We start from the raw sequence: 15093 nt of genomic DNA on the forward strand, positions 1-15093 counted from the left end.
CATCATTAGATATAAGTAGTTGCGCCGGTACTTGTAAGTAACCACTGAACAATATAAATGAGCAACAGACGTGCGGGTATTTCATAATTATGCCGGCAAAGGTCAGTGAACTTCCCGCTTTTCGAAGATTTAGAGTCAGAAGAAAGGGAACTACACCCTTACCTTCCGGAAGCCTGTTCCGGCAGTTCCGGCACGTTCAAATAATCGGGAGTCTTATCTACCGTTAAATATGATTATAGTTAACCTAGAGCCATTCTGGATCCTGTCAGCCCCAGTCCATTAGCCGTTTTGACTGTTTTTCGGATTATGCCATCAAACAGCCTTTTTTATATCAAAATATCAAGCAAAAAGTTGACTATACAGCATCTTAACAGCCATAGTGCCGCAGGGAAATAAAGCGAACTTAACTTTTGAGAGCGAGCAGACTGCCGCGCTTGTCAATTTACTGGCATCTTCCCAATCGGTCGGTAAAATATTTATCGAGCCCCACCTTAAGAAGAGGCTGGGCTTTAGCAGCGAAAAAATTCGACTTCACGGCTGCCAGGCAGTGCGTCACGATGACCATATTCATGTACAGTTAAAGTAAAAGCCTGGGATTCTATTTTAACAGAAAGATGATAATCATCACCAGCAGCAAACTCATTGCTCCCACTTCAATAGAAAGCTTTGTCTTCTTGTAAAAAAGCACCCCAACAAGGCTGGTCAGGAAGGTAACAATGGGAATAAAAGCCAGATTGCCGAACATGGTCGAATCTCTCTCAATCCTTCGTTCGATGCCATTCTTCACCAGCCTCGCCTCCATGACTAGCCTTGAAAGGCGGCCCTGGTAAACTTTAACTGTATCTCCGGTAAGCATGGCAAAGCTTTGAAAGCGACCTACCTGAAATCTAAAGTTCTCTGTAATCAGATAGTCTGTATCTTCTGACGGCACCTCACCTGTTGGATTGAACCGGCTGGGTTGTACATAATCCACCCTTCTTTCCTCCCCTGTAATCACCTCCATCGATATGATACTCGGCAACAGGTAGTCCAGCCCGATGGCAGAAGTGAAGAGGAAGGTAATAAAATTTATTACTACAGCAGCTTTATATGTTATTTTTACTTTGTCCTGGAAGGACATACTTCCTTTTATTATCTTATCTATTGAAGAATCTTAATCCTTTCTCCTTCTACCCAGTACTTGTACTCATTAGTGTAATAAAGGTAGGCACTGCTGGCGGATGCCTGATAGATACCTGGAACAGAAGCTTTCAGATCAAGATTAATTGTTCGTTTATCATTAGGAGCCATCTCCCGATAGTAGAATACAACAAAATTCCCTTGAATCTCATAGAAGTCGAAAAGCCCTTTTTCCTGAAGATCCTTTAACTGCCAGGCCTGAAGACTTAAGCCCGAAGGAATACCTACTACGGCAAGGGTCTGCGGAATTCCCTCTGCTGTTTCATTTTTCAGCTCAATGCTCAGGCGAACAGTTTCCTGCACCTTTATTTCCGTGGAAGAAAGATTTGTGCGAAGGGCAACCCGGCATTCCTTGCTGGAGGCAGGTGTGTAACTGGTCCATTGTGCATAAAAAGAATACGGAAGTGCTTCTTTGGTATCATCAAAAATTACTTCCATGTCCTGCCTTCCCTCCTGCATACCAGATTCCAGGCTCGCCAGCAGAATTTCTCCATGATGATCCTTTTCATAGCGCTGGCTGGCCAACGGGTGCTTATTTAGGCGAAGGGAGATTAAACCACCTTCTGCTGTCCGCTGCGAGAATTTCGCCCACTCCGTAAGGGCGGTTAAAGCCATTACCGTTCCCTGTGTGGAGCCAAAAGAACCAAAAGAACGCCTGCTTAAAAGGTAATTAATAATCCCCTGCACTTCCATCACATTCGGCCGTTCCTCCTGTAACATTGCCAGTGCCACCAGGGCAGCTGTTTCTATCTGCAATGAATTTCCATAACGTCTAACTAAAGAATGGTCTGCCTGTAGTTTACCCAATCCCTGATCCTGAAGCTGCTTTCTTAGTTTGGTCAGGAGCACCTTTCCTTCATCTTCTTTTTGTAAATAGAAGGATGCATTGGCCAGCAGGGCCATTCGGTAAGCATCTCCGCTCTTTAGTACTTCCTGATAGGCCTGAAGATATTCTTTTTCAATTATGCTTACTGGTACTTCCGTAGCGGCAAGAGCATATACGATGTAGGCGTTATTTACTTCTTTACTGGCAGCAGCAAAACCGTACTTTCCTCTGTTTTGCTTAAAACCTCCCTTATCATCCCGCCTATTTAACAGCCAGTCTTTAGTACGCTTCAATAAGGCTTCACTTACCCCGCCATACACTTTTTTCATTTCGGTTAGCTCAAGTAAACCGAAAGCACTTAAACCTTCATGTGGTGGTGTGTCGCCATACCACTCGAAGCCATGCTCCCTGGTTTCGTAAGCAGCCAATTGCTTGTAGCCATCTGCAATCAGGCCCAATGCTTTTTTCCGAACGGCCGGATCATCCTGTCTTGTTTCCTCCATAAACTGCAGGGCCAGTACATTCGGGTAAGTGCTGGAAGAAACCTGCTCAAAGCAGCCGTGTGGTTGCCTAAGGATGGAAGAAATCCCACTTAGCAAATCGCCCAACACATTCGGATATGCCGTAAAACCTGCCGAAAGTGAACCCGGCACCGGGTCGGTAACCGAAAAGGAGAAGGTCTGCTGCAAATCTTTTCCCGAAAAGGAAACTTCAACCGGAAAGCCCTTCGGAAGCACCTCTACCATCTGTCGTACCTGATCTTTAAATCCTTCTCCCTCAAAACTCAGGAAAATTTCAAAAGTACCTGCCTTGTTCTTAACCTGGCCCTGATAATACACAGTTTTGCTGCTATTGGGAGCTATTTCAATTTCAGGCTCCCAGCTTCCGGCTCCCTTCAATACCTCATCTACCTCCACCTGTAGCTTTCCCTTCAGCGGCTTATCGGTATTGTTTTTTAGCTGAACAGGCAGCTCAAAGCGGTCCTCAAAGCTAAAATAAGGCGGTATAGTGGCCTCCACACTTACGGGCAATCTGGTACTGAATACATGTTCCTGCCACCCGGGCAAACCATTTACGCCTATACCTTCAGCCGTAATACGAAAGGCCGTAGTGGCATCGGAAGTGTAAAAGGAAATGCTTGCCTCTCCTCGGTGATCAGTCAGTATTCCAGGATTCCAGTAAATGGTTTCCCGAAAATCTGTCCGTTCCCCGGGAGCCTCTTCAGCAGAATAATCAGGCATGTAAAACTCTCTTTGTGGCGAGAACTTAGTTGGCTTAATGTATAAGCTGGTATAATTATCCAATAAGCGCCTGTTATAATGAGGATAATAGTGGCCCGATTTGGTATTAATTAATACCACCCCGTTAGAAGCCCGCGAACCATAAAGCGCACTGGCCTCCGGCCCTTTTAAAACACTCACACTTTTAATATCATCGGCCGATAAAAACCCGAGGGCAGAAAGGCCACTCCTGCCATTGGTTTCAATAGGAAAACCATCTACCACAAAAAGTGGATCGCCACTGGCTATACTGCTGCTGCCCCTAATTGAAATACGTGCCGAAGCTCCTGGCGTAGCCGAATTTGGAGTAATCTCCACACCGGCTACCCGCCCCTGCAGGGCCTGCTCAAGGCTCTGTCCGGGATGAAAAGCAAATTCCTGATTAACGACGGTCACTGCCTCACTAATGTTGCTCTTCGTCATAGGATCATAGCCTACTATTACCACCTCCTGAAGCTGCTTCACATCTTCCTCCAGTACTATACTTTGACTGACATCCATATTCAGCTCCAGTTCTTCTTCTATAACCTCCTCATCAGGAACTTCCACGATTTCCCGGAACAGGAAAATCTCCTCCCCCTGGTACATACCAGGCTCGCTAAGCTTCTCATAGTTTCCTTCAACCTCCTGATCCAACACCAGCTGAAGATTCTCATTTCTGCCCAGCCTGGCCTTAGCAAACAACTGAATGTCACTTCCGGGATCTGTTTTCAGGAAGAGAAAGCTGCCATCCGGCTTGGTTTTTAGCTGGGCAGCCCGACGTCTGTTATCCAATTCAACGAGGGTTACTTCTCCTTCTACCGGCTTTCCTGTTTTGCGGTTAATAAGGCGACCTGAAATAGAACCTAGCTTCTCCGGATAATGGTTGAAGGTATGCTCCTCCACCATGAGTTGCTGCCATTTAAAGCGCCGCCAGCCCTGGGTCATCAGCAAATAATCCAGGGCCTCATCTGCGGCGGCTTCTGCCGGATCGAAATAGTAGGAAGGCTCTTCCACCTTCCCTTTCAGGTCACTACTGAGCAATAAATGCGACAGGATATTATCCTGTTTATCGTCGGCATAGCTGATAATTTTATCGTCGACTACCGAAAGAGAAAGGCTGGCTGGCACCGGAAGCTGGTGCTCATCATAGGTACGCAGCTTTACAGTAACTTTTTCCCGGGCTTGATAGTACTCCCTATCAGTTTCAATTTCTACCTGCAGCTTTCGTTCCCTGTTCACAAAAACCAAACGTTCACAGCGCTCCAGCTGCTGATGATCGAAAAGGGTAAACTGCGCAACGCCAATTGGAAAGCTATCCAAAGGTATTTCAATTTTATTGATGCCCTTCTCAGCCATTATTTTTCTGGAGAAATACATACCACCCCTTAGCTGCCCTATCAGGTAAAGTGGCTTGTTCAGAGGACTATATACTGAAGCAGTGAGACTTTCAGGATTCTGCTGCTTAATATTCAACACGTACCCATTGGGCAGGGGCTTTGGTAAAGGGTATGTAGTATCAGTAGCTACGGGCTTTGTTAACCTTGCCAGGTAGGTTTTGCCTTCCTCAGGGATAAAATTAAAAGCACCCATGCCTTTATGGAAACTGGAGAAGCGCTGTACCTCATTCCCCTCCTCATCCACAATAATCCCTTCCACATCTGCCGCTTTCCCAAATTCATTTAATGCCTTAAAGGCCACCCGACCTGAAACATTTTGCACTAAATCTCCCCCTTCCGGGAAAAACTGCAGAGAAATTTTATTCAGCACTATAGGGACCGCACGGGAAATGGTTTCCTGTACACCACGGTTTTCCACCAGTACATTCAGCAAACCATCGGAGGTGGCCAGGCTGTCCGGCAGAGAGAAGCGAATAAAAGCTTCTCCCTGTATATTTGTCCTACTCTTTTCTGCCAAAACCTGCTGTCCGGCTAATGAAACATGAAAACTTATCGCTTCTTCTGCTACAGGATTATCTTTCAAATCCCTGGCTTTAAGAGTTGCTACCACCTGGTCTCCAGGTCCGTAAGCATCACGTTCAAAATCCAGCGTCAATAATAGTTTGGGGGAGACAATTTTCTGCACCTGCAGCTCTTTGCTAAAGAAGGTGTCTTCCCCAAAATTCTGCATCCACCGCGTATAAGCCCGCACCTTATACAAGCCACCCGCTGCAGTTGGCGCCAATTGAAAGTCACCCATGGCTCTTCCTTCTAATGCAGACAGGGTAAGTTTTTCCGCCACATTCCCTTTAGGGTTAATCAGCTCTACATATATCACATTGCTTATTTCCGAAGGTCGGTGCTGCTGCCCCTCCACCAGGTAAGCCTGAAACCAGATTGCATCACCTGGCTTGTAAAAGGGCTTATCAATATGCAGGTAAACCTTCTCCCTGGGCATCTGTGAGTTAAATTCTTCCAGCTTCTGCTTCAGCCGGGCTATAAAGCCATCGGAAAACTGCGGTACTGCCAGGGAAAGGAAACTGCTACCCAGCAGCAGGAGGAATAGAGGAAGATATTTTTTCATGGCTTAAAAGGTAAAATTCAATGCAAACCCCAGGCTTCTGGTTGCAGGTTGATTAAAAAGGTCCAGACCACTGCCCTGCTGGTAACCAAACAAATTTCCGTCAGGATCCACGCCTGTATAAGTGGTGAATAACAAGAGATTTCTTGCCAGCAGACTTACCTTTACTTTCTCTAATTGATCTTGCCCTAACAGGCTGTTCATTGCATTACTTAAATCATAGGTCAGCTGTACCTCATTTATTCTTATCATGGAAGCCTCCTCCACGGCCTCCTCTCCCACTCCAGCTATACCATAGCGCTGCCAGCGGTTGTTTAATACGGGCAATGAAGGATCGTAAAAGTCAACCGGCTGCTGGTTCTTACCTCCTTCAGGTGTTACGCCTTCAAACACATAACCTTTTACATTCCGCAGTTCTGCCGTTATCTGAGAAACTCCATAATAATTCAGAAACTGCTGAGTGCCATTCCACATATCTCCTCCTTTTCTACCATCAATCACAAATGAAAAGCCGAGCTTTTTATAGGTAAGTCCTCCATGCAAACCCGCCAGCCAGTCGGGGTTAGGGTTGCCTATGATGGCCGGCTCCGGATTGAGCAGTGGAAACCCGTCAGGCCCAATAACTTTTCTGCCTGCTTTATCCCGCAGAATTCGGTTACCCACTATTACCCCAAGGGGCTCCCCTTCTATGAGATTAGTGGAGATAATTGGGAAGCCGGCAATCGGCACCCGTTCCTGTTCAGGATAGAGCGATTGTACAAGCGGCCTGCTGCGACTAAAAGTCAGCCCTGCCTGCCAGTTCCCTTCGTTAAAATAGCCATTGGAACTAAGGGTTACCTCCAGGCCGGTTATTTTTACCTCTGCCACATTGTCCAGCTCAAAAGTCTCCGGTCGAGGTAAGATAAAATTTTGGGTGAGGTTTCGGTAATAGCTTAGCTTCATGTCCAGCAAGTCTTCAAACAGACCCAGCTCCGCCCCCAGCTCCCACTTTTGCTGATTTTCAGGTTTTAATCCCTTTCGGGGTCTTGATTCAAAAAAATCATTATACACCCTAAACTGAAAAACAGGAAGCCCCAGAGAGTTAAAGTGCCATTGATTATAAATCAGCGGTGCCTCCTGCAAAGTAGAGGAATAGGCAGTAAACAGCTTTGGCCTGGAAATAACCCATGAATCTTCTATAAAGTCCAGCATGCTTAAGTCAAACTTCAGAGTGGCAGCCGGCAGAAAATAAGCCTGCCCTTCGGGCATGGTGCTGGACAAATACATCCGATTGACCAGGCCCAGCTGCACAAGCCTGTAATAAACACCTGGTGTATAATAAATATCGGCTTTGGTTATTATTTCATGCTGACGGCGGAAAGGCTGCAATTGGAGCACCTGCGGGAGATGAACATACGGCACTCCAAAGGATTCTTCGGATTCAAAGACCATCTTATTCTGGCGAAAAAAGGATTCCTCCTTAAAACCGAAAAGGTAGGCCGCATACATATCCAGTTCCCAGGAATCAGAATAAAGCTCAGGATCTACGGCGACACTCAGGTTTGAATGAAAAGTGCTTTTCCTGTGCTTCCTTTCCGTCAGGCTACCGTATAAAGCACCTGCTGTACCTGGTGCAAACCCGAACTGGTTGGTTGCATTTTGCTGTTCAAACACCACATTGTACTGCAGGTCGAAAGGGTACAGCCGGTAGGTCTTCAATTCTACTCCGGAAAGGAAGTGTTCTTCTTCCTGTAAATCAGGAGAATGATGTATAAGCCAGTAAGGATGATTTTCCAAACCGGGAGCAAAGCTACGCTCCTCTCCCTGCTCATTTAAGTAGGTAGAGGAATGCTTCCATGGCCTTTCTCCCGAAAACCCGTTTAATACATCGAAGTTTGGAGGGCTTGTATAAATGCTGCTGATGATGCGAGCAAGGCTTGTCCCTGCCTGAGGTAAATACTCTTCTGCCCTGTTGTATGAAAGATACAGCCGTGGCTCCAGAGCCCTGTTTAGAAGCCTGCCGCTAAAATCAAGGGCATGCCTGTTGTAGTTGTTTCCTGGAATAATTCCCTGCCCGGACCTGTACCCATAAGCTCCCCGCAGGTGAAAATCATCTATTTCAGAAAACAGCTGCAGGTGGTTCTCTGTACTTATTCCCGTCCGAAATACCCGGTAAGGATCAAAAGCCTGTGCCGGTGGAAGACCTGCTTTCCCTGAAACAAGATTTCCGGAAGCATCTCTTGAAAGGCTGCTTAGCGCTGGTCCCCAGCTGAACCGTTCCTGCTCTTCAGCCCCCCTGGCTTCCAGTTTTCCATTGACAGAGCGCCCCTGGGCATAAGTTCGCTGCAGGTCCGGCAGGCGGTAGGCCACGCTCCGGCTCAGGGCCGTAGTATATTCCAGCCTGAACCTGGGCCTGCGTCTTTGCTGTACATAAGAAGGGATCAATAACAGACTGTTTTCTCCATTTCTTTCCTTATGTTTGATTTTGGCCAATGGCCCTAATATCCGCTGGCCGTTATCATTGTGCCTTCCCTCCACCTTATAACTGGCAGATGAATCAGAAAGTACCGCCACGCCCACTTCCTCGCGAGCTAAGGCAGGATTCGGAAAACGTTTAAGGGGGCGGGATTCCCTTTTTTCCCTCTGTTGATCCTCCTCAACGGCTGCCTTTACCTTTATCTCATAGGTATTAAAACCAACAAAAGAAACCACCAGCGTAGAGCCTACCGGCGCCTCCAGGCTATAGAACCCGTTAAAATCACTAGTCGTACCTATGTTGGTGCCTTTTATCCTGATGGCAACCCCAGGCAAAGGCTCTCCTTCACTCGAAAGCATCACCCCGCTAACGGTGGTAATTTGTTCCTGCTGCGCGGTAACTGGCTGAAAGCAGCATAGCACCAGGATTAAAACAAAAAGAAAGAAAATGCGCATTGGCATAAGGTTAAGGTATACTTTGCTTACAGAAGGACAGCCGGTATTTCCAGTCCAAATAAAGACTGCCCCTGTTTATGTTGAAAAAAAGTGCATTTGAACTCTCTTCCGGAAAAGTAAAATAAGTATTTCAACAGTAATTATCAAAGGAAAAGTAGTTTGTTTTACAGTTTCATGTTTATATTACCACCACACACCTGCCACAGAAGGAAGCAGGAGGCACGTTTCTTCCCGCAGCATATAATATCTTTAGCTCCATGAACGGTCAGGACATCCTACAGCAATTCCGAAGCATCAATACCTGGAAGAACAAAGGGGTACGGGCGCCTCATAAACTCCTGCTCATGCTGCTGGCCCTGGGGAGATTCAGCGAGGAAATACGGGCTTTATTCCTACTCTGCCATTGAGCCTAAGCTGAGGGAGTTGCTGCAGGATTTTGATCCGCCACGCAAAATCCTTTACATCCATTTTCTTTTTGTTCGGCTGGCAAACAATGAGCTATGACAATTCAATAAGCCAGAGCTTACAAAAACAAAACAGGACTACTCCAATTAAGTACCTATTGGGACATGATTTGCAGGGCAAATTCCCGAATGAGCTGACAAAGAACTTTAAGCAAAAACCTGAGCTCCTGCGGCAGGTAGCCGAAACCATTCTGGAACAAAATTTTCCAGACACCCTTCTCCTCTCTCTGCCTTTCCGGCTTAGTAGCCCTTTCAGGCCTAAGGCTGCTTCTGTCCAGGGCGGCCCCGAGCGTTTATCTACCCTTGGCAGGCGCTACTAAAGGCCCATCTTCGCGAAAAAGAGGAAAGGCTGCTCATCTTTACATAAGCCCCTAACTAGCAATATATCTCCCCTTCCGGCTTTCTTTAAAATCTTAGGAGGGGTCAAGCCCTCTACCAGTGCAAAGGAATATTAGGATGATAAAGAGATACTGCCATACTTCTCCTGAATTTACCTAGAGTCGCAAAGGATGCCATTTTCCTGCGCCAACCATTCCGGGCTCTAAGAGGGCTTTTGAAGCTTCTGGCATGTGGCCTGAATATACAAGGGCAAACCTATTTATCATTATCCGGCCTGGGCTTTATTCTTTTATATTTCTCCGCTCAGTCAGATAATGCAATTGGTTAATGCTAAAAATAAAGTGATGAAAATTCCTCTTTCCCCATTCCGCCTATAAGGGTCCTCCATCTTAGGCATCCTCAGCCTTAGTTTGGTTTCAGTACCTTTTGCCTATGGACAGCAAAGTTGCGGGGAGTCCGTCAACATGACAACGCTTGAGTCCTTACAGGCAGAAATCCAAATGGGCGCCGGGATGGTCGAACTGACAAGCCCGCGGGAGCCGGAAACTTACATGCAATTTATTCATACCCGCGATGCCTGGAAGCCAGCGGTTCATATGGACTCAGCCTCGGATCTGGGCCGCCTGTCCATTACTCAGCCGGAGGGCAAATGGACTTTTCATTCATCCACTCAAGAAAAATGATGAAGTGATTGATTTTATATCAGAAATCTTAAATACTCTGCCAAAGATTACGGAGTCTCGGTTTGCTACAAAGATGGGTAAATATTTAAGGCAGCCAAGGGCACTTAATTGATCTACTTTTGCAGTTGTAACGCCCCTCTCCTGCCTGTAAGTTAATTAGCTCTATGTTACAGGGAGTTGAGCACCTCCGGCAGGTTGTTCTGCGGAGAGTTTACCAGAGAAGACACGGCAAATGCTTTCATTTCATCTGCTTTGTATGGTTCCAGCAAGGAGAGTAGTCCCTCCTGCGACTCGTTCTGGTCCAGCCACAAGGCTTCCATTTCCGGTGAGAGAATGACAGGCATCCGGTCATGAATGGGCCTGACCAGCTCATTTGCCTCTGTAGTGATAATACAGTAGGTGTGCAGTACTTCCCCTGTTTGCTTGTCTGTCCATTCATCCCAAAGCCCTGCAAAGGAAAAGAGTTCTTCGCTCTTCAGCATTATCCTGTGAGGGACTTTTCCCTGCTCCGTTTTCTGCCATTCAAAGAATCCATCAGCAGGCACCAGACAGCGTTTAGACCTGAGCAAGGCCCGGAACATAGGTTTCTCTGTAAGGGTTTCTGACCGGGCATTGATGGAACGTTTAACTGCCTTGGCATCTTTTGCCCAGAAGGGTTGCAGGCCCCAGGAAAAAAACTGCAGCCTTTCTGGCTGCCGGTTCGTAATGACGGGTAGCGCTTGACTCGGAGCCGCATTATAATGGGCCTCTTTTAGCCCCGCCAGGAGTATTTCACCTGTTTTTGAACGGCTTGTTTTAACCGCAGGTAGAACTGAATACCTTCCGCACATAGTTTTTTTGGGTTAAAAAGTTTCAAAAATCCTTTACTCCAGTAACTGAATGGTTCAGTTAAAGTTAGCGGTACAGTACCTTAAAAGGATTCTAATCACCTTCCCGCTACTTACCGGTTTTTCTACTTTGTAAAATGGATAGGGCGACTCTTTTAGATAACGAAGTCTTGGTTTTTCTAGGATTTGAATTCGCTTACGGCATCTGGGTTCATTCTCAAGAGAAGAAGTTTGCCATTAAGCTATACCCCTCCTGCTTTAATATTTCCTTTCATGGATACCTGGCAAAGCATCCTTACCGCCTGACTGTTGAAGAAATTGAACGGCAATTCTTTGAAAGGACAGGCGAGCTTCTTTATTAACATGCCGCTCCATCCTCCTGGATTTTAACCAATTGAAACCTTAATCACATCTTTCAGGCAAGTCGTATAATGAGGGGATAAGAGGCTTCTTTTGAGTTGCCATTCCTTCTTCAGCCCGGCTGAAGCCAGCTGAACCTTTCCATTTCCAAAACGGGCATTTAATTTATCCAGCGTTTTCATCAGTAGCCCATCATTCACTGCAGGCTCAAATAAATCCTGCTGCACCTGCTGAGCTGGCACAATGCCGGAAACAAATACTCCCGCTTTTTTATAATCATAGTCAGCGCGGTAGATAAGCTTTAATCCCTGCAGGGCATATTGAACTACCTTTAAGGTACTATTGGAAGCCGTGGGCAATGTAACGGTAATACTATTGCTATAAAGCTTTGCGGGCTCATTAAAACGGCTGGTATTGATGAACACGGTTACCTGATTGGCGCAGCTATTCTGCTTTCTTAATTTCTCTGCACACCTGCTGGCATGAGTACTCACTGCTTCCTGCAGTTCTCCCAGTGAAGTTACTTTTTTAGGGAAGGAGCGGGAAGTACACATTCCTTTTTTAGCAGGTTGTATGAGCGCTAAAGAAAGACATTGCTGACCAAGTAGCTCTTTCTGCAGGCGAAGACCTACAACGGACATGTGCTCTTTTACCCACCGCTCCGGCAGTTGTGTGAAGTCATAAGCAGTTTGTACTCCATGCTTTTGCAGCCGCTCTGCATGTGCTCGTCCAATACCCCAAATTTCACCTATAGGGAACTCCTGCAGGATTTTCTCCCGATTGCCACTATCAAGTATAAAGAATCCTTTTGCTTTGTGCCGGGGATGCTTCTTGGCCATGTGGTTGGCCAGCTTGGCCAGGGTTTTAGTGGGCGCTACCCCCACAGAGACCGGAATGCCGGTATTCTTCCGGATGGTTTTCTTTATCCTGTTACTGTATTCCTGCAGGTCATACGGCATCCGGGACAGGTCCAGGAAAGCTTCATCAATGGAGTACACTTCAATATGAGGAGTGAACTGGCGTAAGCCTTCCATGACTCTATTGCTCATGTCTCCATAGAGCGTATAATTGCTCGAAAAAAGAGTGATGTGATGCTTATCGACCAGTTCTTGAAATTCGAAGAGAGGCTGCCCCAGCTTAATACCTAAATCTTTTGCCTCCTGGCTCCGGGCCACCGCATTCCCATCATTATTAGACAGCACCACCACCGGCCGCCCTTCCAGGGCAGGATTAAATATCCTCTCGCAGCTCACAAAGAAGTTATTACAATCAACCAATGCTACCATACCCTTTTAACTACATAAGTGACGATTCCCCAAATCAGAAACTGGTTGTCTTCTGTTATCCTAATGGGTTCAAAGGCAGTATTCAAGGCTTCCAGGTAAAGCGCATTCCCTTCCAGTCTTACCTTTTTCACCGTAAAAGAACCATCTACAAAGCAGACGGCAATCTTTTTATTCTGTAGAGGTAATGAACGGTCCACTACCAATACATCTCCTTCCGAAAAGTCCGTTTCCATTGAATTACCTACCACCCTGGCATAGAAGGTAGTCGCTTTATTCTTCACAAGCTCTTTATTGAGGTCGATAAAATCTTCCAAGAAATCATCAGCAGGCGAAGGATAACCGGCTCTCACAGGCGTACCCACCATCGGTACGCGAAAGGCGGTAAGGGTAGGTAACTTGCATATCTGTAGTTGTAATACCATGGCTAAATAATTTAGTTCACCACTAAAATGTTTAGCAATAATACGGAGAGCAGTAGCGGATAAGCAAAGGAAATGCTAAAAAGAAATGCACAAGGGGTGTGGATAACTACTGATTTGCTTACCTGATTACAGAGCAATTAGGTCAATGATCCTTCCTCCATAGAAAAGAATGTTTTCGGTAACAGAGCCAATGTCAGCCTTTATGTTAAAGCTATTGCTGATAAATTCTTCATTGAGCATCTGCCGGAACTTGTCTGAAAATCCTCTTTCAAAGCAGTTATTCAGTCACCTGTACCTGCCCTGGCTGACTTCATTCTCTACGCAGAGGTATACTTCATCGGAAGGCTCAAGGGTGGTGCCAACAGACAAAGGCTTCACAAGGGAAATGATTTTTGTAGGAGGGTTATCTTTGTAAGCTGAAGCATCATCCTCTACCGTATGGCCATTTGTTTAGAAACAATAAGCTCTCAAAACAGCTCGCTCCTTCCCTATCGGAATATTAATCCTTTAGCCTGATGTTCATAACATTCCCTTCCAATATCTACTAGCCCTCCCTGCGGAGCCCCGCATACAGGAAGTTAATGGGCACTTGTTATCAGAAAAAGAGGAAATATTCGCTTTTACAGGTATCATAGGCTTTCAGGGGCTGCCACTCAGGCAAAACAGCATGTTTCAGTCCAAAAATACCCTCCCCTTTCATGAATCACGAGTCAACAGCAAGGATTGACTTACATCTAAAGCTTGCTAAATAATAAAACAAGAAAATTGTCATGAAAGACACTGCCTTCAGCGGTAATAATGAATTAAACCAGAAGGAAGCGCTTTACCTAAAGCTGCAAAACTGTTCTATCCCCTCCTTTCCACTCTCTCAGCCTTTCCGTCTTAGTAGCCTTTTCGGGCCGGAAGCTGCTCCTGTCCAGGGCAGCCTGAGGCCGTTTATATACCCTTGACAGGCGCTGCTGAAGGCATACCTTTCGAATAAGCGGAAAGGCTGAAAATGGTCCCGTGGGCTCTTAGACTGAATAAACTCTCCCGTGAATTAAAATCCTTTTTACCTCTCCGGATTCAAATCACCCGGACAATTTCCGGTAAAGTGGTAAGGCCGGTAAGCTTCGTTGCTTAAAGCTAAATGAATTGTTTATGCGTCCTTTATTTTGTTAATCCGAGTTGCTGGTATCTCATTTCAAGTACCTGCCCGTAGGCCCCCTTCATTCCGTCTGACAGAAAAGATACTTCCAGCCAGTTGATTGCTTTGGGTTTATTTTTTATCATTCGCTTAAAGGCCCCCTCTATTTGCCTGTCGGTGAGTTCCATGCCTTTCCCCAGCTGCTCAAAGTGTTCGTACTTCAGCTTTTTTTTCTTACCAGCCAGGGTCAAAGCGAGTTCTTCGGTATCTTCCGGAAGCACAATACTAACATTCAACAAATCGTAGGATGGAGCCAATACCCAGCCGGAAGCACTTTCCATCATTGAAAAATTCTTCAGGTGCATATCATTGTTGCCGGTGAGAAACGAAAACAAGGCCAGTTCGAAATAGAAGACTTTATCAAGCAGGGGGTTGTCGGAATAGCTGCCAAGAGCTTTGCCAACTTTTTCCATGGAACTCCGGTACTTATCAAATGCCTCTGTTATCTGGAACATTTCGATCATATGAACCTTTTCTCCCGTTTCCTTCCGGTCGACACGCTTCGTGATATAGGATAATTCCCCGGAGGCCAATCGTATCAAGGAAGAGGGAACAACCCGAATCCCGAAAGCTTCTGCTATGCGCTTGCTTACATGTTCATTCTGGGGCATTTCCGGAAAGCGATCGGATGGTGGTTTAAAAATGTACTGCCCGCCCAAAGCACCTACCACTGTGAGTCGTGTGTCTGATTTCTCCTTCGCTTCCTTAACTAAGGACATGGATAATTTAGGCTGAACACCTGGTACGGCCACGCTACGCTCAACCACAGTAGCTGTTGCGCAACCCACTGATTAGCAGCTTATTTTTCAGCTCATTTTAGCCTTTCATTCCT

Annotated in this window: 9 protein-coding genes and 1 pseudogene; 3 read left to right on the top strand and 7 right to left on the bottom strand. The window is 46.1% G+C overall.

The window, feature by feature from the left end:
- Positions 1-379: 379 nt before the first annotated feature.
- Positions 380-586, top strand: coding sequence for a M74 family metallopeptidase (locus F752_RS0122710; RefSeq protein ID WP_017734041.1), 207 nt, complete (start codon positions 380-382; stop codon positions 584-586).
- A 12-nt stretch (positions 587-598) separates the two neighbouring features.
- On the opposite strand, the gene F752_RS0122715 is transcribed toward F752_RS0122710, so the two are convergent.
- From F752_RS0122715 to F752_RS0122725, 3 genes are read right to left on the bottom strand one after another with little or no spacing between them, the layout of a single operon-like run.
- Positions 599-1120 carry a hypothetical protein gene (locus tag F752_RS0122715; RefSeq protein WP_017734042.1) on the bottom strand — a complete coding sequence of 174 codons (522 nt, stop codon included), beginning with the start codon at positions 1118-1120 and terminating at the stop codon, positions 599-601.
- Between the two features lie 20 nt (positions 1121-1140).
- The gene (locus F752_RS0122720) at positions 1141-5787 is read right to left on the bottom strand and encodes a TonB-dependent receptor plug domain-containing protein (protein ID WP_017734043.1); all 4647 of its coding nucleotides are present in this window, start codon (positions 5785-5787) and stop codon (positions 1141-1143) included.
- 3 nt (positions 5788-5790) lie between these two features.
- Positions 5791-8694, bottom strand: coding sequence for a TonB-dependent receptor (locus F752_RS0122725; RefSeq protein ID WP_017734044.1), 2904 nt, complete (start codon positions 8692-8694; stop codon positions 5791-5793).
- 257 nt (positions 8695-8951) lie between these two features.
- Here F752_RS0122725 and F752_RS27035 point away from each other — a divergent pair.
- Both F752_RS27035 and F752_RS26385 read left to right on the top strand, forming a co-directional pair.
- Positions 8952-9376 (top strand): annotated as a pseudogene (locus F752_RS27035) (phosphorothioated DNA-binding restriction endonuclease); the annotation flags it as partial.
- Positions 9377-9961: 585 nt separating this feature from the next.
- Complete coding sequence (locus F752_RS26385) at positions 9962-10180, top strand: hypothetical protein (RefSeq protein WP_017734047.1); 219 nt, start codon at positions 9962-9964, stop codon at positions 10178-10180.
- A gap of 167 nt (positions 10181-10347) precedes the next feature.
- On the opposite strand, the gene F752_RS0122740 is transcribed toward F752_RS26385, so the two are convergent.
- From F752_RS0122740 to F752_RS24950, 4 genes are all read right to left on the bottom strand, one after another.
- On the bottom strand, positions 10348-11010 hold the full coding sequence (locus F752_RS0122740) for an SOS response-associated peptidase (protein WP_017734048.1): 663 nt from the start codon (positions 11008-11010) through the stop codon (positions 10348-10350).
- Between the two features lie 383 nt (positions 11011-11393).
- The gene (locus F752_RS0122750) at positions 11394-12653 is read right to left on the bottom strand and encodes a Y-family DNA polymerase (RefSeq protein WP_017734050.1); all 1260 of its coding nucleotides are present in this window, start codon (positions 12651-12653) and stop codon (positions 11394-11396) included.
- A complete protein-coding gene (locus F752_RS0122755; protein ID WP_026135937.1) occupies positions 12647-13075 on the bottom strand; it encodes a LexA family protein in 429 nt (142 codons plus the stop codon). Before F752_RS0122755 ends, F752_RS0122750 begins: the two co-directional genes overlap by 7 nt.
- Positions 13076-14224: 1149 nt before the next feature.
- Positions 14225-15049, bottom strand: a complete 825-nt coding sequence (locus F752_RS24950) for a HipA domain-containing protein (protein ID WP_040665092.1) — start codon at positions 15047-15049, stop codon at positions 14225-14227.
- Positions 15050-15093: the final 44 nt, after the last annotated feature.

It is taken from the genome of Nafulsella turpanensis ZLM-10, assembly GCF_000346615.1.
In the GTDB taxonomy this organism is placed as follows: Bacteria; Bacteroidota; Bacteroidia; order Cytophagales; family Cyclobacteriaceae; genus Nafulsella; species Nafulsella turpanensis.